The 18,562-nt window shown below is 60.9% G+C and carries 17 protein-coding genes and 1 pseudogene; 8 read left to right on the top strand and 10 right to left on the bottom strand.

Annotated features, from left to right (window positions below; all coding sequences use genetic code 11):
* Window positions 1-122: 122 nt before the first annotated feature.
* Window positions 123-1,019: a DMT family transporter gene (locus CKW15_RS00280; protein WP_095059918.1), complete on the bottom strand. Its 897-nt coding sequence runs from the start codon at window positions 1,017-1,019 to the stop codon at window positions 123-125.
* Between the two features lie 90 nt (window positions 1,020-1,109).
* On the opposite strand from CKW15_RS00280, the gene CKW15_RS00275 reads away from it, so the two are divergent.
* Both CKW15_RS00275 and CKW15_RS00270 read left to right on the top strand, forming a co-directional pair.
* A complete protein-coding gene (locus tag CKW15_RS00275; protein WP_095151233.1) occupies window positions 1,110-2,441 on the top strand; it encodes a PLP-dependent aminotransferase family protein in 1,332 nt (443 codons plus the stop codon).
* A gap of 100 nt (window positions 2,442-2,541) precedes the next feature.
* Window positions 2,542-3,129 (top strand): LysE family translocator, encoded by a 588-nt coding sequence (locus CKW15_RS00270; protein ID WP_095059916.1) that lies wholly within the window; start codon window positions 2,542-2,544, stop codon window positions 3,127-3,129.
* Window positions 3,130-3,269: 140 nt separating this feature from the next.
* Here CKW15_RS00270 and CKW15_RS00265 read toward each other — a convergent pair whose 3' ends face one another.
* From CKW15_RS00265 to CKW15_RS00245, 5 genes are all read right to left on the bottom strand, one after another.
* Window positions 3,270-4,103 carry an AraC family transcriptional regulator gene (locus tag CKW15_RS00265; RefSeq protein ID WP_095059915.1) on the bottom strand — a complete coding sequence of 278 codons (834 nt, stop codon included), beginning with the start codon at window positions 4,101-4,103 and terminating at the stop codon, window positions 3,270-3,272.
* 33 nt (window positions 4,104-4,136) lie between these two features.
* On the bottom strand, window positions 4,137-4,640 hold the full coding sequence (locus CKW15_RS00260) for a VOC family protein (protein WP_095059914.1): 504 nt from the start codon (window positions 4,638-4,640) through the stop codon (window positions 4,137-4,139).
* Window positions 4,641-4,728: 88 nt separating this feature from the next.
* A complete protein-coding gene (locus tag CKW15_RS00255; RefSeq protein ID WP_095151232.1) occupies window positions 4,729-7,218 on the bottom strand; it encodes a TonB-dependent receptor in 2,490 nt (829 codons plus the stop codon).
* An 83-nt stretch (window positions 7,219-7,301) separates the two neighbouring features.
* Window positions 7,302-8,285 carry a FecR domain-containing protein gene (locus CKW15_RS00250; RefSeq protein WP_095151231.1) on the bottom strand — a complete coding sequence of 328 codons (984 nt, stop codon included), beginning with the start codon at window positions 8,283-8,285 and terminating at the stop codon, window positions 7,302-7,304.
* On the bottom strand, window positions 8,282-8,806 hold the full coding sequence (locus CKW15_RS00245) for a sigma-70 family RNA polymerase sigma factor (RefSeq protein WP_095151230.1): 525 nt from the start codon (window positions 8,804-8,806) through the stop codon (window positions 8,282-8,284). The genes CKW15_RS00250 and CKW15_RS00245 overlap by 4 nt, the downstream gene beginning before the upstream one ends.
* Window positions 8,807-9,087: 281 nt before the next feature.
* On the opposite strand from CKW15_RS00245, the gene CKW15_RS00240 reads away from it, so the two are divergent.
* From CKW15_RS00240 to CKW15_RS00215, 6 genes are all read left to right on the top strand, one after another.
* On the top strand, window positions 9,088-9,336 hold the full coding sequence (locus CKW15_RS00240) for a transmembrane sensor/regulator PpyR (RefSeq protein ID WP_095151229.1): 249 nt from the start codon (window positions 9,088-9,090) through the stop codon (window positions 9,334-9,336).
* Window positions 9,336-10,490, top strand: a complete 1,155-nt coding sequence (locus CKW15_RS00235) for an NnrS family protein (protein WP_095151228.1) — start codon at window positions 9,336-9,338, stop codon at window positions 10,488-10,490. The genes CKW15_RS00240 and CKW15_RS00235 overlap by 1 nt, the downstream gene beginning before the upstream one ends.
* A 171-nt stretch (window positions 10,491-10,661) precedes the next feature.
* Entirely contained in the window at window positions 10,662-11,117 is a 456-nt protein-coding gene (locus tag CKW15_RS00230; protein ID WP_095059908.1) for a (2Fe-2S)-binding protein, read from the top strand.
* Between the two features lie 11 nt (window positions 11,118-11,128).
* Entirely contained in the window at window positions 11,129-13,297 is a 2,169-nt protein-coding gene (locus CKW15_RS00225; RefSeq protein ID WP_095151227.1) for a xanthine dehydrogenase family protein molybdopterin-binding subunit, read from the top strand.
* A gap of 1 nt (window position 13,298) precedes the next feature.
* Complete coding sequence (locus CKW15_RS00220; RefSeq protein WP_095151226.1) at window positions 13,299-13,877, top strand: hypothetical protein; 579 nt, start codon at window positions 13,299-13,301, stop codon at window positions 13,875-13,877.
* Between the two features lie 74 nt (window positions 13,878-13,951).
* Window positions 13,952-14,533 carry a GGDEF domain-containing protein gene (locus CKW15_RS00215; protein WP_095151225.1) on the top strand — a complete coding sequence of 194 codons (582 nt, stop codon included), beginning with the start codon at window positions 13,952-13,954 and terminating at the stop codon, window positions 14,531-14,533.
* 145 nt (window positions 14,534-14,678) lie between these two features.
* On the opposite strand, the pseudogene CKW15_RS00210 reads toward CKW15_RS00215, so the two are convergent.
* The 4 genes and pseudogenes from CKW15_RS00210 to CKW15_RS00195 all read right to left on the bottom strand — a co-directional run.
* Window positions 14,679-14,882: pseudogene (locus tag CKW15_RS00210) on the bottom strand (VOC family protein); the annotation flags it as partial.
* Window positions 14,883-15,114: 232 nt separating this feature from the next.
* A complete protein-coding gene (gene fabI / locus CKW15_RS00205) occupies window positions 15,115-15,909 on the bottom strand; it encodes an enoyl-ACP reductase FabI (protein WP_095059904.1) in 795 nt (264 codons plus the stop codon).
* 20 nt (window positions 15,910-15,929) lie between these two features.
* Entirely contained in the window at window positions 15,930-17,540 is a 1,611-nt protein-coding gene (locus tag CKW15_RS00200) for an ABC transporter ATP-binding protein (protein WP_095059903.1), read from the bottom strand.
* 1 nt (window position 17,541) lies between these two features.
* Window positions 17,542-18,561: an ABC transporter permease gene (locus CKW15_RS00195; protein WP_095059902.1), complete on the bottom strand. Its 1,020-nt coding sequence runs from the start codon at window positions 18,559-18,561 to the stop codon at window positions 17,542-17,544.
* Window position 18,562 lies beyond the last annotated feature (1 nt).

Here is an 18,562-nt window from a genome sequence, read left to right as displayed (position 1 = left end):
GCGAGCCTGCTCGCGATAGCGTCAAATCATTCGCTATTGAAGCGACTGACACGACGCGAAAATCAGGATCGCCTTGGTGGTTTGACCGAAACAGTCCTGGGCGCAAACCACCGTACAACCGGCTACTTGGCGAACTTCTTCGCCCCGGCGACACACAGGATCACCGCCACAGTAACGCCCAGCATGCCGAGGCTGACCTGTTCGTGCAGCAGGGTGGCGGCCAGTGTCAGGCCAAAGAACGGTTGCAACAGTTGCAGTTGCCCGACAGCCGCGATTCCGCCTTGTGCGAGCCCGCGATACCAGAACACGAAACCGATCAACATGCTGAACAGCGACACGTAACCCAGGCTGAACCACGCCGGCATACTGATACCGCTGAAGGACGCGGGCATGCGCATCCAGGTCAGCACCGCGACCAACGGCAACGACAACACCAGCGCCCAGCAAATCACCTGCCAGCCACCGAGGGTGCGGGACAGTTTTGCGCCTTCGGCATAGCCGAGCCCACAGGCCAGGATCGCCAACAACATCAACAGGTCGCCCTCGGGTGAGGCGGTCAACCCTTGGGACAGGGCGTAACCCACCACCAGCAGACTGCCCAGCACCGAGAAAATCCAGAACGCCGGCCGTGGTCGCTCGCCACCGCGCAACACACCGAACACTGCTGTCGCCAACGGCAACAGACCGACGAAGACGATGGAATGCGCGGACGTCACGTATTGCAGTGCCAGCGCAGTCAGCAGGGGAAAACCGATCACCACGCCCAGGGCAACGATGGTCAGGGGCATGAGCTGATGGCGTGCGGGACGCTTCTCCTTGAACAACCACAGCAGACACAACGCCAGCATCGCGGCGATGGTGGCGCGGGCGACCGTCAGGAAAACCGGATCGAATTCCAGCACCGCCACCCGCGTCGCCGGCAGTGAACCGCTGAAGATCACCACACCGATCAGGCCATTGATCCAGCCGCGGGTGGCGTTGTCCGACGTGTGTTTTGGCAATTCCGAAGTCCGTTCCATTTCGCGCTCGCTCAGTGTTTTGATTGCATGAAATCCATCGTATGATCGGCTATCGATACAATCAAAAAATTGTCATGGATACATCTCGACATGCCGCGATCACGCTATAAAACCCTGGTGGACGCCTTTGCCGCCGACATCCGGTCGGGGCTTTTGCCGCCCGGTACACGGTTGCCAACGCATCGGCAATTGGCCACCGAACACGGGCTGGCGCTGGTGACCGCCAGCCGGGTGTATGCAGAGCTTGAGGGCATGGGGTTGGTCAGCGGTGAAACCGGGCGTGGGACTTTCGTGCGGGAGACGTCACTACCGCCTGGCCAGGGCATTTCGCAGTCCGTGGTGGCGGCGGGGATGATTGACCTCAACTTCAACTACCCGTCGTTACCGGGCCAGGCGGACCTGTTGCGCAATGCCTTGCGCCAGTTGGCGTTGTCCGGTGATCTGGAATCCCTGCTGCGCTATCAGCCCCATGCGGGCCGCTTGCACGAGCGGGCCTCGGTGGCGCGGCATCTGCTGGAGCGTGGGTTGAACGTACCGGCCGAGCAGGTGCTGATCGTCAGCGGCGCCCAGCATGGCCTGGCGGTGACGATGATGGCGTTGCTCAAACCCGGCGATGTGATAGCGGCCGATGCGTTGACCTATCCCGGCTTCAAGACGCTGGCCGAAACCCTGCACCTTGAAGTCTTGCCCATTCCAGTCACCGACAATGGGCCCGATTTGCCGGCGCTGGCAAAGCTCTGCCAGAGCCGATCGGTTCGGGCGGTCTACTCGATGCCGACCCTGCACAACCCGTTAGGCTGGGTGATGGACGTTGATCAGCGCAAACATTTGGTGGCGATTGCACGCCAGCATGACTTGATGATTATCGAGGATGCGGCCTACGCGTTTCTCGCCGAAGACGTGCCGCCACCCTTGGCCGAGATGGCGCCCGAAAGGACGGTGTACGTTTCAGGCCTATCCAAGAATGTCGCCACGGGACTGCGCGTCGGATTTGTGGCCGCGCCCGTCCAATGGATGGCGGCGTTCGAGCGCACGATCATGGCGACCACCTGGAACACCCCCGGCGTGATGACTGCGATTGTCACTGCCTGGCTCGACGACGGCACCGTCAGCCAGTTGGAGTTGCAAAAGCGTGCCGATGCGCGAGCCCGGCAAACCCTGGCCCGCGAGGTGCTGCAAGGACTCAAATACATCAGCCATCCTTCTTCGTACTTCATCTGGTTGCCGTTGGCCGAAGATGCGCGCGCCGATCAGGTCGCCATGGCACTGATGCGCGAGCAGGTGTCGGTGTCGCCGGCAGAACCCTTTGCGATCACGGCCCATGTGCCCCACGCGATACGCCTGGCGCTGGGGTCGGTGGACATGGTTTCACTGCGCCAGGCGCTGGTGAAGGTGAAGAGAATCGTCAGTCTGTACACCTGATCTTCGCTGGTTAATCGGGGCAGGGCATTTTTCTTCAATACGGGGTTGCGGTGGGTCTTTACCTTCAGGCCTGGTTCAACTCAATGGAAGAAGGTGTGTGATGAGTTTGATGATATCGATGGCGGCGTTTGCGTTGGTCGCTTCAATCACGCCGGGGCCGGTGAACATTGTGGCGTTGAGCTCCGGGGCGCGGTTCGGCTTCAGGGCCAGCCAGCGTCATGTGGCCGGGGCGACGCTGGGGTTTGTCTTGCTGCTGGTGTTGATGGGGTTGGGGCTGCATGAGCTGTTGCAGTTGTGGCCGGCGCTGACGCAAGTGGTGCAATGGGCGGGCGTGGCGTTTCTGTTGTACATGGCCTACAAGCTGGCTGCCGACAATGGGCAGGTGGAGGCCAAGGATTCGGCGCGAGCCCCGTCGATGTTGTACGGCGCGGTCATGCAATGGCTCAACCCGAAAGCCTGGCTGGCTTGCGTGGCCGGTATGGGCGCGTTTGTTGCCGATGGCGAAGCGCGGCTGGTGTGGCAGTTCGCGGCGGTGTATCTGGTGATTTGTTATGCGTCGGTCGGTTGCTGGGCCTATGCCGGCACGTTCCTGCGCGGCTACTTGAACAATCCCGCGGGCATGCGCTTGTTCAACCGGGCGATGGCGTTGTTGTTGGTGGTGAGTGCGGTGTATTTGCTGTTGCCATAGGCGCGGCTTTTTGTGGCGAGGGAGCTTGCTCCCGCTGGGCTGCGAAGCGGCCCTCGCTTTTCTTCAATCCCATTGTGCAGGCAGGTTCAGCATTAGCCACAGGTTCGGTGTCAGGCACAGGTTCAGCATCAGCCACGGATTCAGCCGCGATACTGTCCCGGTGTCGCCGCCAGATGCTGTTTGAACGCCCGTTGAAAATGCGCCTGATCGGCAAACCCCGCTTCCAGCGCCACGTCGGCGATCAGTTTGCCGCTGCGCAATTGGTCTTGAGCGAACTGGATGCGGCGGTTGACCAGGAAGGCGTGGGGCGTCATGCCGAAATGCTGTTTGAACGCCCGGATCAGGTAAGACGGTGACAGCTGAGCAGCCGCGCAAATGTCTTCCAGCTTGAGCATGCGCGTGCAGTTGTCACGAATGTACTCGGCAGCGCGTTCCAGTTTGAAGTTGGGTTCGCGCAGCGGTTGCGCTACCGGGTTGAGCTGCAATTGCACTTCGCCGAAGAACTCCACCGCCAGGCTCTGTTTGCGCAAGACATCCTGTTGCGGATCGACCAGCACCTCATACAAGTCGTTGAGGCCTGCAAACAGACTGGCATCTCGCGTGTGGGTGACCGAAAACCGGCGAAACGCCAAGTCGTCACTGAACCCGAGCTGATGCTGCAGATCGGTCAGCCACGGCGTATCGACGTACAGCATTACGTAGGACCACGGCTGATCATCGATGGGATTACAGGCGTGGACGTCTCCCGGGTTCATCAACACGACGGTGCCGACGTCGACCGCAAACTCGGACTGCTCATGGATATAGGTGCTGCTGCCTGCGGTGATCGCACCGATGGAAAAGTGCTCGTGAGAATGCCGGGTGTAGCAGACCTCACGACCGTCGGCGATCGAGCGGGCTTCGATAAAGGGCAGGGCGTCATCGCGCCAGAAGCGTGGGGCCTTGTCAGCGTCTTTGGCGGCGGAATGCTTCATGCTCGGTCCTCGGCAGGTCAGCGCCTGAGTGTATTAGCTCTCGCCGTCAAAGGCTCGCTGCAACGCCGCGATATCGAGTTTTTTCATCTGCATCATCGCGGCCATGGCACGTTGGGATTTCTTCGTGTCGGGGTCTTTCATCATGTCCATCATGGCGACGGGCACGATCTGCCACGACAGCCCGAACTTGTCCTTGAGCCAGCCGCATTGCTGCGCTTCAGGCACGCCACCGGCCGACAGGTTGCCCCAGTAGTGGTCGACTTCATCCTGGGTCTGGCAATTGACCTGGAACGAAATCGCTTCGCTGAACTTGAACAGCGGCCCTCCGTTGAGTCCGGTGAAGCTCTGCCCGTCGAGTTCGAAGCTGACGGTCATGACCGAGCCTTCAGGGCGGCCGTGGAATTCAAACCCGGCTTTGCCATAGTGGGTCATGCCAGTGATTTTCGAATGATCGAAGATCGAGCAGTAGAACTTCGCGGCATCTTCGGCTTGATCGTCAAACCACAGGCAGGGCGTGAGTTTTTGAACGCGTTGCATGGCGGGCACTCCTAGGCAGGTTATGCAGGCTGGATTTAAAGCGTAGCCAGCCTGAGCCCGTTCGGCAGTACCGTAGATCGACCCGGGTTCAGAATTGCCAGCGGGTGGTCAGTTGCAGGGCGCGCGGTTCGCCGTAGAAACCGGTGCCAAAGTTGCCCAGCCCGGTGTAGTAGGTTTTGTCGAACAGGTTCTTCACGTTCAACGTGGTGCTCAGGTGTTCGTTGAAACGGTAGCGCGCCATCACGTCCACCAGCGCGTAACTGCGCTGGGTGATGGTCGAGTCCTGGCCGAAGTTGACGCTGTCGGCGGGGTTGGGCTGGAACACGTTGCCGAAGAACTCGCTTTGCCAGTTCACGCCGCCGCCGAGCGTGAGCGAGCTCCATCGCCCCGGCAGGCGATAGGTGCTGAACACCCGCACCAGTTGTTCCGGCGCTGTGGTTTGCAGGACCGAACCGTAGACGTAATCGCCGTGGGTATCGCGGGTATGGTTGTAGGTGTAGCCGGCCGAAATATTCCAGCCTTCGCTCAGCTCTCCCGCGAGTTCGACTTCGAAGCCCTTGGTGGTCGCACCCTGCACCGCACGGTACACCGACTCGGCGTCGACCCCGCTGACGTACTCGGCGATGTTGTCCTGCTCGACGCGATAGACCGCGAACCTGGCATTCAGGCGACCGCCGAAATAATCGGCCTTGATCCCCGCTTCGTAGCTGTTGCCTTGCACCGGATCGAGCAATTGCCGGTTGGCATCCTTGCTCATTTGCGGCTGATAGATGCTGGTGTAGCTGGAGTACAGCGAGTAGGTATCGTCGAGGTCGTAGACCAGCCCGGCGTAGGGCGTGACCACACCGCTCTGGCGATAGCTGTCGCGGATGTCGGCGGTGTCCGGGTCGCTGTAATCCAGATCATCGTGACCTTTGAAATCGCTGACCCGGGTGCCGAGGATCAGCGCCAGCTCGTCGCTGGGTTTGAGTCGGGTGGCCACGTAGACACCGGTCTGGCGTTGCTCAATGTCGTTGTCGCCCACCCGTGGAATGTCCGGTTTTGCAAACTCGCCGTGCCAGTCGTAAATGCTGCTATTCAAGGGCGGATAAACCGAGCCGTAGACCGGGATGTCCTGGCGGGTGTTCATCGACATGAAGCCTGCGATCAGGTCATGTTCGCGACCGAGCAAAGTGAAAGGGCCGGTCAGGTTGATGTCGATATTGTCCTGAACCTGATCGCCTTCGAATTTGCCCATGTACATGAACATGCCGTCCCCGGTCACTGGGTCCGGATTACCGCCGCTGGCGGAGGCGAGGAAGGTGTCGTGCTGGCGGTGCTTGCGGTCGTAACTCACCCTGAGGGCCCAGTCGTGGGCCAGTTGCTGATCCACCGAGGCGAAGAATGTCTGGTTGTTGAAGTCGCGACGGCTCCAGTCCGTGGCCGGGTTGAACGAGCGGGAGAAATCGGTGCGCGAACCGTCGCTGTTGTACATCGGAAACCCCGTCCAGCTGGCACCGCGAGAGCGGGTGTTCTGTTGGTCGATGCCGAAAGTCAGCAACGTGTCCGGCGTCAGGTCGGCTTCGAGAATGCCGTAGGCGATATCCTTGGTGTTCTGGTAGTGGTCGGCGTAAGCGCTGCGGTCCTGATACACCCCGACAAAGCGTCCACGTAGATGACCGCTTTCGATCAGCGGACCCGCGATATCCGCTTCGCTGCGGTAGCTGTCCCAAGAGCCGACGGCAGCGCTGACCGAAGCCTGGAATGCCTGGGTCGGGCGCTTCCTGATCAGGTTGACCGTCGCCGACGGATCCCCCGAACCGGTCATCAGGCCGGTTGCACCTTTGATGATTTCGACGCGGTCGAAGATCGCCATGTCAGTGCTGGTGGTGCCGTAGTCGTAGACACCGTCGTAGTCGGTGTTGACGCCGTCGTACTGAAAGTTGGTGACCGGCAGGCCACGGCTGGAGAACTCCCAGCGTTCGCTGTCGTAGTTTTGCACGCTGATGCCCGGTACGCGGCGCAGGGCGTCGGCAATGCTGGTGGAGCCCTGGTCGTCCAGGAGTTGACGGGTGATGACCGTGACCGATTGCGGTGTCTCGCGCAGGGACAGGGGCAGACCCGTGGCCGAAGCGCTAGAGCCGACGGTGTAGGCATGTGAATCTTCGCTGATCGACCCCTGCGTTTGTCCGGAAATGCTCGTGGCGCCCAGTTCCAGCGGGCCTGTTGCAGCGGGCGCGGCGCGCAGCACGTAGCCGCCGTGTCCTTGGGCTTGTGCCTGAAGGCCGGTGCCTTGCAGCAGTTGATGCAAGGCTTGCTGCTCGCTGTAGTCACCCTTCAGGCCGGGGCTGCGCTTGCCGGCAGCCAGGTCGTTGTGTCCGGCGAGAAACACACCCGCCTGCTCGGCAAAGCGGTTGAGGGCGCTGACCAGGGAGCCGGCAGGGATCGCGTAATGGCGTTGTTGCGCGCTGGATCGTTCATTGCTCGACTGGGTGTCGGCCTGGACGGTTGGCGCCGCAAAACCCGCCACGCCGAACGCCAGGGCCAGCACCGACAGGTGCAAAGCGCAGGGGCGGCGAGTAGGGGGGAAGCGCGACATGAAGTTCCCGACAATCTAACGGCTTTAAGGGTAAACCGAGCGAAAACCCGAAAAGGGCACCGGCACGACGAAAAAAACCAGCCTCACGCTTTCGCGGCCACGTTGACCCACCAGTCCAACGGCTTTTCCACCCGGATCGGCAACGCCGCTTCCAGCAGACGCAAGGCCTGGTCGGTGTCTTTGAGCGGGAACGAACCCATGACCGGCAATTCGGCAACGGCCGGGTCGCAGCCCAGATGCCCGGGGCGGTAACGGCTTAACTCTTCGAGCAACTGGCCCAGCGGCAGGTTATCTGCCAGCAATATTCCACGGCGCCAGGCTTCACGGCCTGGCGTGGCAGCAATCGGGGCAGGGAGGTGGTCTTCGCTGAATGACAGTTGTCCTCCGGCCTCGACCACCTGCATCAACCCGTGGGCGGTGCGGACTTCGACGGCGCCTTCGTAGACATTCAGCAGGGTTTTTCCGTCGTCCTGACGTACGCTGAAACGCGTACCCAGTGCGCGCATCCGGCCCTCGGTGGTTTGCACCAGCAACGGACGAACGTGGTCCTTGGCGGTGTCGATCAACACTTCCCCAGCCTGTAACAGCAGCAAGCGTTGTGTGGCGTCGAACCGCACATTCAGTGCGCTCAAGGCGTTGAGCCAGATCTGGCTGCCGTCACTGAGTCGAGTTTCGCGGGTTTCACCGGTGCCAGTGGAGAGGTCGGCGGTCCTGCGCGCCAGGGTGAGCGGCAGGGCGGTTTCCCGCCAGGCACTCCATCCCAACACGCCGCCCGAGGCCAGGATCAGCAGGCTCTTCACGGTCTGGCGGCGACTGATTGGCAGGCGCCCGGCGTTGCGCAACACCTGGCCGGCCGCGTGCTGATGATCGTCCTGCAACGCGGCAAAACGTTGGCCGACCCGCTCGACATACTGCCAGGCCGCCTGATGCTCGCCGCTTTGCGCCAGCCAGGCTTGCCAGCGCTGGCGGTCCTGCTCGCCGACTTGTTCATCGTTGAGTTGCACATACCACTGCGCCGCTTGCTCAAGGCTTCCATGGCTGATGGCGTTGGTGGCGATCCGGTTCATTGAATCAGCAGGCCGTCGAGTTCGGCCTCAAGGATCGCGCAATGCATCAAGGCCTGGGCCAGGTACTTTTTCACCATGCGCTCGCACACGCCGATTTCCTCGGCAATGACGCGGTATGGCAGGCCGTGCAGTTGCGCCAGAATGAACGCTTCGCGCACGCGTTGGGGCAACCGTTGCAGCATGGCGTCCACTTCATACAGCGTTTCGACGATGATCGCGCGCTGCTCGGGCGAGGGCTGAACCGCCTGGAGTTGCGCGGCCAACGTGTCGAGCCACGCCTGTTCGAGCTGCCGGCGCCGCCAGTGATCGATGCACAAGCCCCGGGCGATGGTCGCCAGATAAGAGCGTTCGTGGGTTTCGCCGTCGAATACCGGTGGGCGCTTGAGCACGCGGATGAAGGTGTCGTGGGCCAGGTCGGCGGCATCGAACGCATTGCTCAGGCGTCGACGCAGCAGCTCGTGCAACCAGCGGTGATGGCTGATGTAGAGGTTCTGGACGCAGGAGGTATCGGCAACCGTCATCGTGAGTGCATGTCCATGGGCGATCCTCGCCCTTGTGCAAATAAGAATGGATCGCGATTAAAGCAAAAGGCCATGAGCAGTGCAAATGATATTGGTTTGCTTTTAGTCAGTAACAACATGAGCGTAGTCAAAATGACGTTGTGTTGAGTCATTATGACTATTTTTGGTGGTCGTCATATTGACTGCTGATGCCTGAAAGGCTCGATCTGCAAGGGCTGCCGAAATGGCACGGATCGTGAAACAACAAACGTACAACTGAACGACTTCAGGAGTACCAGAACATGTCCCAACTGTTCAGCAACCCTCAGAACGTATTGCAGCTGTCGAGTGGAGTGCTCGGGGTGGGCGTGGCCATGCTGCTCGCCGGCATCTACGGCGCTTATCTGTACGCCGGCACGCTTTCGATCCCGGCGTTGGTGTCGATGCATGCAATGACCATTCTCGGTCCGACCTTGCTGAAAATCGGTTACGTGATGCGACTGCTGTCCCAGTATCGCCTCGACGCACCGGCAGGCGGAGCGATCGCTTGATGCGCAAGTTGGCTGCAGCTCCCGTTTTCAGTCTGGGCTTTCGCCCGTTCTTTCTCGCCGGTGCGGGGTTCGCGGCGATCGCCGTGGCCCTCTGGGGTGCCTGGCTGTACGGCCATTTACCCGGTACGCAACCGGTGGGTGGCATGCTCGCCTGGCATCGGCATGAAATGCCTTTCGGTTTTGCCGGTGCAATCGTTGCCGGGTTCCTGTTGACTGCGGTGCCGAACTGGACCGGTCGGCCGGGGCTCAATGGCTGGCCACTGATCGGGCTGGTGCTGGTATGGCTGCTGGCGCGTCTGGCGTGGTTCCTGCCGATTCCTTCGGCGCTTTTGTTCGTGATGGAAATTCCATTCCTGCCGCTGCTCGCCTGGGTGCTGGGGCGAGATCTGGTGGCTGCCCGCAAGCGCGAAAATTATCCGATCCTGCTGATGATCACGTTGCTGGCTGGCTGTCAGGCATTGACGCTGACGGGGGGCACCCTGGAGGACGCCAATCTGCAACGGCACGGTGTGTTGGCGGCATTGTGGTTGATCGGCGCGCTGATGAGTGTGATTGGTGGTCGTGTGATTCCGTTCTTCATCCAGCGAGGGTTGAATCGTCCTGCCGCGCCTGCGGTGAATCCGTTACCCGGCAAAATGCTCATGGTCAGCGCCATGCTCGCGGCGGTTTCGTTTGCCGGTGGTTTGAATGATGTCCCCCGGCTTTGGTTGGCCGGTTTGTTTGGGTTGATGAGCGTGCTGCATGTGATGCGCCTGTGGCGCTGGCATGATCGGGGATTGTGGCGGGTGCCGTTGTTGTGGTCGTTGTATCTGGCCTATGCCTGGATTGTGGTCGCAACGCTGGCCATGACGCTGTGGCATGCCGGTGTACTTGATCAGCAAACCCTGGCCACTCATGCGCTGGCGGTGGGCGGTATTGGCGGGCTGATCCTGGCGATGATTGCGCGGGTCAGTCTCGGTCATACCGGGCGAGAGTTGAAACCGTCCAAAATGATTGTGGCGGGTTTTGTCCTCTTGCTGGCGGCCGGGGTGTGCCGGGTTGTGCTGGTGGCATTCTCCAGCGATGGACTGGCACTGTCGGCACTGCTCTGGTGTACGGCGTTTGGCCTGTTCGTGTGGCGTTACGCCGGTATCCTGTGGCGCCCGAGGCTCTAAATCAGGCGTCCATAGCCGCCCATTGAGGCGGCTTTCTTGTGACCGGTGGTCGATGCATCAGGTCCCCGGGGAAAATTGCGCTTAGCTAAAGGGATAACCCGAGGCGCGCGTAGGTGCTCCAGAACCACAGCGACGCCCCTTCAGATCACCGTGCGTCTGAGGAATTGCGCCATGCTGACCTTGAACATCAATGGCAAGGATCAGGAGCTGGATGTCCCCGCCGACATGCCGCTGCTTTGGGTCCTTCGCGACTTCGCTCATCTCACCGGTACCAAATTCGGTTGTGGCATGGCCCAATGCGGCGCCTGCACCGTGCATGTCGATGGTGCGCCACTGCGTGCCTGTATCACGCCGGCCACGGCGGTGGCCCATGGCCAGAAAATCCTCACCATTGAAGGGCTCTCTGCTGATGGCTCGCACCCGGTGCAGCAAGCCTGGGCTGAACTGGACGTGGTTCAGTGTGGCTACTGCCAGTCCGGGCAGATCATGTCGGCAGCCGCCTTGCTGGCGAAAATTCCGAAACCGACCGACAGCGATATCGATCAGGCGCTCTCCGGCAACATCTGCCGTTGTGGCACGTATCCAAGGATTCGTGCGGCAGTCAAGCGCGCGTCCGAGCTGGGTTGAGGGATCGAATCATGAACGACATCAACGCTGTCTCGCGCCGTGGTTTCCTCAAGGGCGGTGCCGTGCTCTGCGGGGGACTGGTGGTGGCCTTTGTCATTCCCGGCGGCCACCGTTTTGCCCTCGGTGCCGAGAATCAGGGCAATGTGTTCGCGCCGAATGCCTTCCTGCGCATCGGCAATGACAACAGCGTCACCGTGTTGCTCGGGCATTCCGAAATGGGCCAGGGCATCTGGACCGGCCTGACCATGCTGATCGCCGAGGAACTGGACGCCGACTGGTCGAAAATCCGTGTGGTGCATTCACCAGCATCGGCGGCCGATTACGGCATGGCCGGGTTTGGCGGGATGCAAATCACCGGCGGCTCGACCTCGATCTGGATGGAGTTCGATCGCTACCGCCAGGCCGGTGCGGCGGCACGCCTGATGTTGATCGACGCGGCGGCCAAGCGCTTCAACGTTGCACCCTCCGAAATCCACACCGAGCCGGGCGTGGTCATCGCCGGTGAACACCGCGCCACGTATGGCGAATTGGCCGATGACGCGGGCAAGCTTGCGGTCCCGGCTCCGGCGTCGATCAAACTCAAGGAGCCGAAGGACTGGCGACTCATCGGCAAACCCACCCCGCGCCTGGACACGCCGGAAAAAATCACCGGCCGGGCGAAATTCGGCATGGACGTGCAATTCGATGGGCTGATGACTGCCATGGTTGCCCGTTCGCCGGTATTCGGCGGCACCGTCAAATCCTTTGAAGGCGCCGAGGCGCTGGCGATTCCCGGGGTGCACAAAGTGGTGCAGGTGCCGACCGGTGTGGCAGTGATTGCCGATCACTATTGGGCGGCGAAACTGGGGCGCGATGCGCTGAAAGTCGATTGGGAACCGGGGCCGAACGCTGGACTCGACAGCGAGACATTGTTGGAAACCTTTCGCAAACTCGCCACGACGCCCGGTTTGAATGCCGGGCAGGCGGGGGATACCAAGGCTGCACTGGCGAAAGCGACGAAGACGATCGACGCCGAATACAGCGTGCCGTACCTGGCACACGCGCCAATGGAACCGCTCAATTGCACGGTGCGCATCACCCAGGACAAATGTGAAATCTGGACCGGTACGCAGTTCCAGACGCTGGACCAGATGATCGCGGGGAAAATCACCGGGCTCAAACCCGAGCAGGTCGAGATCCACACCGAGTTCCTCGGTGGCGGTTTCGGGCGGCGGGCCAATCCGACCTCGGACTTCGTCAGCGAAGCGGTGTACGTCGCCAAGGCAGCGGGCGGGCCGGTGAAAACCGTGTGGGCGCGGGAGGACGATATCCGTGGCGGTTATTACCGCTCGGCATTTTTGCACCATGCACGCATCGGTTTGGGCGCCGACGGGCTGCCGTTGGCCTGGAAACATGTGATGGTCGGGCAATCGATCATGGCCGGGACTTCCCTCGAAGCGACCATGGTCAAGGACGGCATCGACAAAACCTCCGTCGAAGGCGTGGCCGACAGCCCTTATATCGTGGGGTTGGCTAACCATCAGGTCGAATTGCACTCGCCAACCACCGGGATCAGCGTGCTGTGGTTGCGCTCGGTGGGGCACACGCACACCGCGTTTGTCATGGAATCGTTGATCGATGAGCTCGCCACGGCGGCGGGCAAAGACCCGGTCGAGTATCGACGAACGTTGCTCAAGGACCATCCACGCCATCTCGGCGTGCTGAACCTGGCCGTGGAAAAAGCCAACTGGAAAGCACCGCTGCCGGACGGCCACGCATTGGGCGTGGCGGTGCATGAGTCCTTCGGCAGCTACGTGGCGCAGGTGGCCGAAGTGTCCCAGGACAACCTGCACATCCGCGTGCACCGCGTGGTGTGCGCGGTGGACTGCGGCATTGCGGTCAACCCGCAAAGCATTGCCGCGCAAATGGAGTCGGGCATCACCTTTGGCCTCAGCTTCACCTTGCACAGCAAGCTGACCCTCAAGAACGGGCAGGTGGAGCAGTCCAACTATCACGATTACCAAGTGCTGCGACTGAACGAAATGCCGGTGGTCGAAGTGCATATCGTGCCCAGCAGTGACAAACCCGGCGGCGTCGGCGAGGTCGGCGTGCCACCCACGGCGCCAGCGGTGGCCAACGCGGTGTTTGCCCTGACCGGGCAGCGCTTGCGGGAGCTGCCGCTGCAACTGTCGGGGGTGTGAGATGAAACGACATCTGGTTCTCGCTGCCGTGGTGTTGATCGGCCTGGCCGGCTATGCCTCGGACCTGTTTGCGGATGACCGGGAAGCCTTGAAGGCATTCGATACCGTGCAGAAAGTCTTCCAGAGCCCGCGTTGCCAGAACTGCCACATTCCAGGGGATTCGCCGCTGCAATTCGATGCCGGCGTGCCCCATGCCATGAACGTCGTGCGCGGCCTCGACGGTAAGGGCTCGGCGGGATTGCCCTGCGCGACGTGCCATGCCCAAAGCAATCCACCGGCCAGTTACGGCCCTAACGCGCCACCCGGCGCCCCGCACTGGAGCCTGCCACCGGCCGCCCATCGCATGGCCTGGATAGGCCTGCCGCCAGATCGCTTGTGCGCGATGATCAAGGATCGCTCCAGCAATGGCGATCGGGATTTTGCCGCCCTGATCAAGCACGTCAGCGACGACAAACTGGTGTTGTGGGGCTGGAACCCGGGCGGTCATCGCGCACCGGTGCCGGTGCCCCACGACATTTTCGTCACACAGTTCAAACAATGGGCAGACGCGGGAGGACCGTGCCCGGTGGCGGGAAGCTGACCAACGGCGCGTGAACAGGGAGTCAATACGGTTATGGGCGACTCTAAAGTGCATAACCGCCAAGGGAGTCAACGATGTTAATTCCAGGCAAACCGGGCAAACCCGGTCGATATGCGACGCTGTTGCTCACGCCGCAGCAGGCGCGTGAACGACTGCGTGATCTGGCGCGTCAGGCCGAGCAGGAATTGATGGGCGTGCAGATGGCGAGCATGGACGAGCTGACGCTGCTGTCCAATCGCCACGGCTTCATCGCACTGGCCCAGCTGGGGCTCGACGCGTGTGAGCAGCTGGAAATTCCGGCAACGCTGCTGTACTTCACCCTTGATGAGTTCAAACACATCAACTACCTCTATGGGCGGGTCGAAGGCGATGACGTGCTCAAGACCTTCGCCGATGTGCTGCGCATCGGGTTCCGCGAAAACGACGTTGTCGGACGCCTCGGGGGCGACCGGTTTGTTGTGTTGTTGACCGGTTCCAGCACCGTGGAGATCGAATCGATAAAGACGCGACTCAAGGAAATTCTCGACGAACGCAACGCCACGGCGAGCCGCAGTTATGACATTCGGTTCAGTGTGGGGCAGGTTGAGTACGATTCGGCGCTTCAGGGTTCGGTGGAGCAATTGTTGGCCGAGACGGAGCGGGTGATGGGCCTGTAGTGCGATGCTGTCTGGGCGGGCCTCTTCGCCGGCAAGCCGGCTCCTACAGGGGTACGCATTTCAAATGTGGGAGATTCTATGTTGTCCGGCAACCTTGAACTCTCAGGCTGACAGGTATTTGCTCTGATTTTTCATAAGAGCAAATGCCACCCACGGCATTGGTGTGAGCGGCTTCCTGGGACGCGTTCTTCGGCGCCAGGTGAATCACCAGCTGATGGCCGAAGAAATTGAAGTCGACCCAGTGTTCGCTGGACCGTCCTTCTTCCAGGCCGAATACCGAGCCGTAAAAATGTCGCGCTGCGGCCAGGTCGTAGACGGGGATGGCCAAGTGAAAAGGGGATAGCTGCATTGTGCATGCCTCGACGATGGATTGAGTTGATAAAAAACAATAGTCGATCAAACACAATTCCTGTAGGAGCAAGCTTGCTCGCGATAGCGGTGTCTCAGCCACCACCGAGGGTGAATGTGCTGACATCATCGCGAGCAAGCTTGCTCCTACAGGGATTTAACCGCGTTCAAGAAATCACAGGCATAAAAAAACCCGCCAGGCTTGGCGGGTTTTTGATTTGGCTGACCGAAGATTACTCTTCGATGTTGCCCATGGCTGTGGTGTTGAAACCACCGTCCACGTACATGATTTCACCGCTGATGCCAGACGCCAGGTCCGAGCACAGGAAGGCGCCGGCGTTGCCGACTTCGTCGATGGTGACGTTGCGGCGCAGCGGAGTTTGCGCTTCGTTCGCGGCCAGCATCTTGCGGAAGTTTTTGATGCCGGAAGCGGCGAGGGTGCGGATCGGGCCAGCCGATACGCAGTTGACGCGAGTACCGTCCGGGCCCAGGGAGCCGGCCAGGTAACGAACGCCAGCTTCCAGGGAAGCCTTGGCCATGCCCATCACGTTGTAGTTCGGCATGGTGCGCTCGGCGCCCAGGTACGACAGGGTCAGCAGGCTGCCGTTGCGGCCTTTCATCATTTCGCGGCCGGCTTTGGCCAGGGCCACGAAGCTGTAGGCGCTGATGTCGTGAGCAATGCGGAAACCGTCGCGGGTGGTGGCTTCGGTGAAGTCGCCGTCCAGTTGGTCGCCCGGGGCGAAGCCGACGGAGTGCACGATGCAGTCCAGGCCGTCCCACTTCTTGCTCAGTTCTTCGAAGACCTTGGCGATTTCTTCGTCGCTGGCCACGTCGCACGGGAAGCACAGCTCAGGGCTCGAGCCCCAGCCTTGTGCGAACTCTTCGACACGACCCTTGAGTTTGTCGTTCTGATAAGTGAAGGCAAGCTCAGCGCCCTCGCGATGCATGGCGGCAGCGATGCCGGATGCGATGGACAGCTTGCTGGCGACACCGACGATCAGTACGCGCTTACCGGCGAGAAAACCCATGTGTTGCTCCTCTTTTCAGGTTATTGCGCAGTGGCTGGTGCCAAAAAAGCGGCTTCCAGCAACTGCTGTGTATACGGATGTTGGGGGGCGGCAAAAATGCTTTGCGCGTCTCCCTGTTCGACCACTTGGCCATGCTTGACCACCATCAACTGGTGGCTCAGCGCTTTCACCACAGCCAGGTCATGGCTGATAAACAGATACGTCAGGTTGTACTTGGTTTGCAGTGAACGCAAAAGCTCCACCACCTGGCGTTGTACGGTGCGGTCGAGGGCCGAGGTCGGCTCGTCCAGCAAAATCAACGCCGGTTTTAACACCAATGCCCGGGCAATGGCGATTCTCTGCCGTTGCCCGCCGGAAAATTCGTGGGGGTAGCGGTGCCGGGTTTCCGGATCCAGACCTACCTCCTTCAATGCCGCAATAATCGCCGCTTCCTGTTCTTGCGCGGTGCCCATCTTGTGAATCCGCAGGCCTTCGCCAACGATGTCGCTGACGCACATCCGCGGGCTCAGGCTGCCAAACGGGTCCTGAAACACCACCTGCATCTCCCGACGCAACGGGCGAACCTCGTTCTGCGTCAGGCAGTCTAGCTGCTTGCCCTCAAAACGAATGACGCCTTTGCTGCCGATCAGCCGCAAAATCGCCAGGCCCAGCGTCGATTTACCGGAACCGCTTTCTCCCACAATCCCCAAGGTCTGACCCTGGGGCAGGCTGAAATTGATGCCGTCGACCGCTTTGACGTAATCCACCGTGCGTTTGAGCAGGCCTTTCTTGATCGGAAACCAGACTTTCAGGTCCTCGACCGCCAGCAACGGCGGGCCAATCACATTGGTCGCCGGCGTGCCGCTGGGCTCCGCCGCCAGCAGTTCCCGAGTGTACGGATGCTGCGGCGCGCGGAACAACTCTTCGCACGATGCCTGTTCGACGATGCAACCTCGCTGCATGACACATACGCGATGCGCAATTCTTCGCACAAGGTTCAAATCGTGGCTGATCAGCAGCAATGCCATGCCCAGGCGAGCCTGCAATTCCTTGAGCAGTTCGAGGATTTTCAGCTGAACGGTCACGTCCAGTGCGGTGGTCGGTTCGTCGGCGATCAGCAGTTCCGGCTCGTTGGCCAGGGCCATGGCGATCATCACACGCTGACGCTGGCCACCGGACAACTCGTGGGGCAGGGCCTTGAGGCGCTTGTGGGGTTCGGGAATGCCGACCATCTCCAGCAACTCCAGCGTGCGTTTGGTCGCCACTTTTCCCGTCAGACCCTTGTGGATGCCGAGCACCTCGTTGATCTGCTTCTCGATCGAATGCAGCGGATTGAGCGAGGTCATCGGCTCCTGGAAGATCATCGCAATCCGGTTGCCGCGGATATGACGGATGGTTTTCTCGTTCAGGTCCAGCAAGTTTTTCCCGTCATATTCGATGGTGCCGGACGGGTGTCGGGCCAGCGGGTAGGGCAACAGGCGCAGGATCGAGTGCGCAGTCACCGATTTGCCCGAGCCACTTTCGCCGACCAGGGCCAGTGTCTCGCCACGCTTGATGTCGAAACTCACGCCTTCGACCGCGCGTTGACAACGTTTGCCGACGACGAATTCGACGGCCAGGTCGCGCACTTCAATCAGATTGTCCTGATTCATTTCACTTCCTCGGGTCGAAGGCATCGCGAGCGGACTCGCCGATGAACACCAGCAAACTCAACATCAACGCGAGCACCGCAAACGCGCTGATGCCAAGCCACGGCGCTTGCAGGTTGGATTTGCCCTGGGCCACCAGTTCCCCCAGCGACGGGCTGCCCGCCGGCAAACCGAAACCGAGGAAATCCAGGGCCGTGAGCGTGCCGATGGCGCCGGTCAGGATGAACGGCATGAAGGTCATGGTCGAGACCATCGCGTTGGGCAGGATGTGGCGGAACATGATCGCACCGTTCTGCATGCCCAGGGCGCGGGCGGCGCGCACGTATTCGAGGTTACGCCCACGCAGGAACTCGGCGCGCACCACGTCCACCAGGCTCATCCAGGAAAACAGCAGCATGATCCCCAGCAGCCACCAGAAGTTGGGCTGCACGAAACTCGCGAGGATGATCAGCAAGTACAACACCGGCAACCCGGACCAGATCTCCAGAAAGCGCTGCCCGGCCAGATCGACCCAGCCGCCGTAGAAACCCTGCAAAGCCCCGGCGATCACACCGATGATTGAGCTGAACACGGTCAGCGTCAGGGCAAACAATACCGAAATCCGGAAGCCATAAATCACCCGGGCCAGCACATCGCGACCCTGGTCATCGGTGCCCAGCAGGTTGTCCGCCGAGGGCGGTGCCGGGGCCGGGACTTTCAGGTCGTAGTTGATGCTCTGGTAGTTATAGGGAATCGGCGCCCACAGCACCCAGGCGTCCTTGGCCTTGAGCAATTCGCGGATGTACGGGCTCTTGTAGTTGGCTTCCAGCGGAAATTCGCCGCCGAAGGTGGTTTCCGGGTAGCGCTTGAGCGCCGGGAAATACCAGTTGTTGTCGTAGTGCACCACCAACGGCTTGTCGTTGGCGATCAACTCGGCGCCGAGGCTGGCGCCGAACAGGATCAGGAACAGCCACAGCGACCACCAGCCACGCTTGTTGGCCTTGAACAGCTCGAAACGCCGGCGATTGAGAGGGGACAGGTTCATC

The organism is Pseudomonas sp. Irchel s3b5 (genome assembly GCF_900187435.1).
In the GTDB taxonomy this organism is placed as follows: Bacteria; Pseudomonadota; Gammaproteobacteria; order Pseudomonadales; family Pseudomonadaceae; genus Aquipseudomonas.
This window is presented reverse-complemented; position numbering and strand designations above follow the sequence as displayed.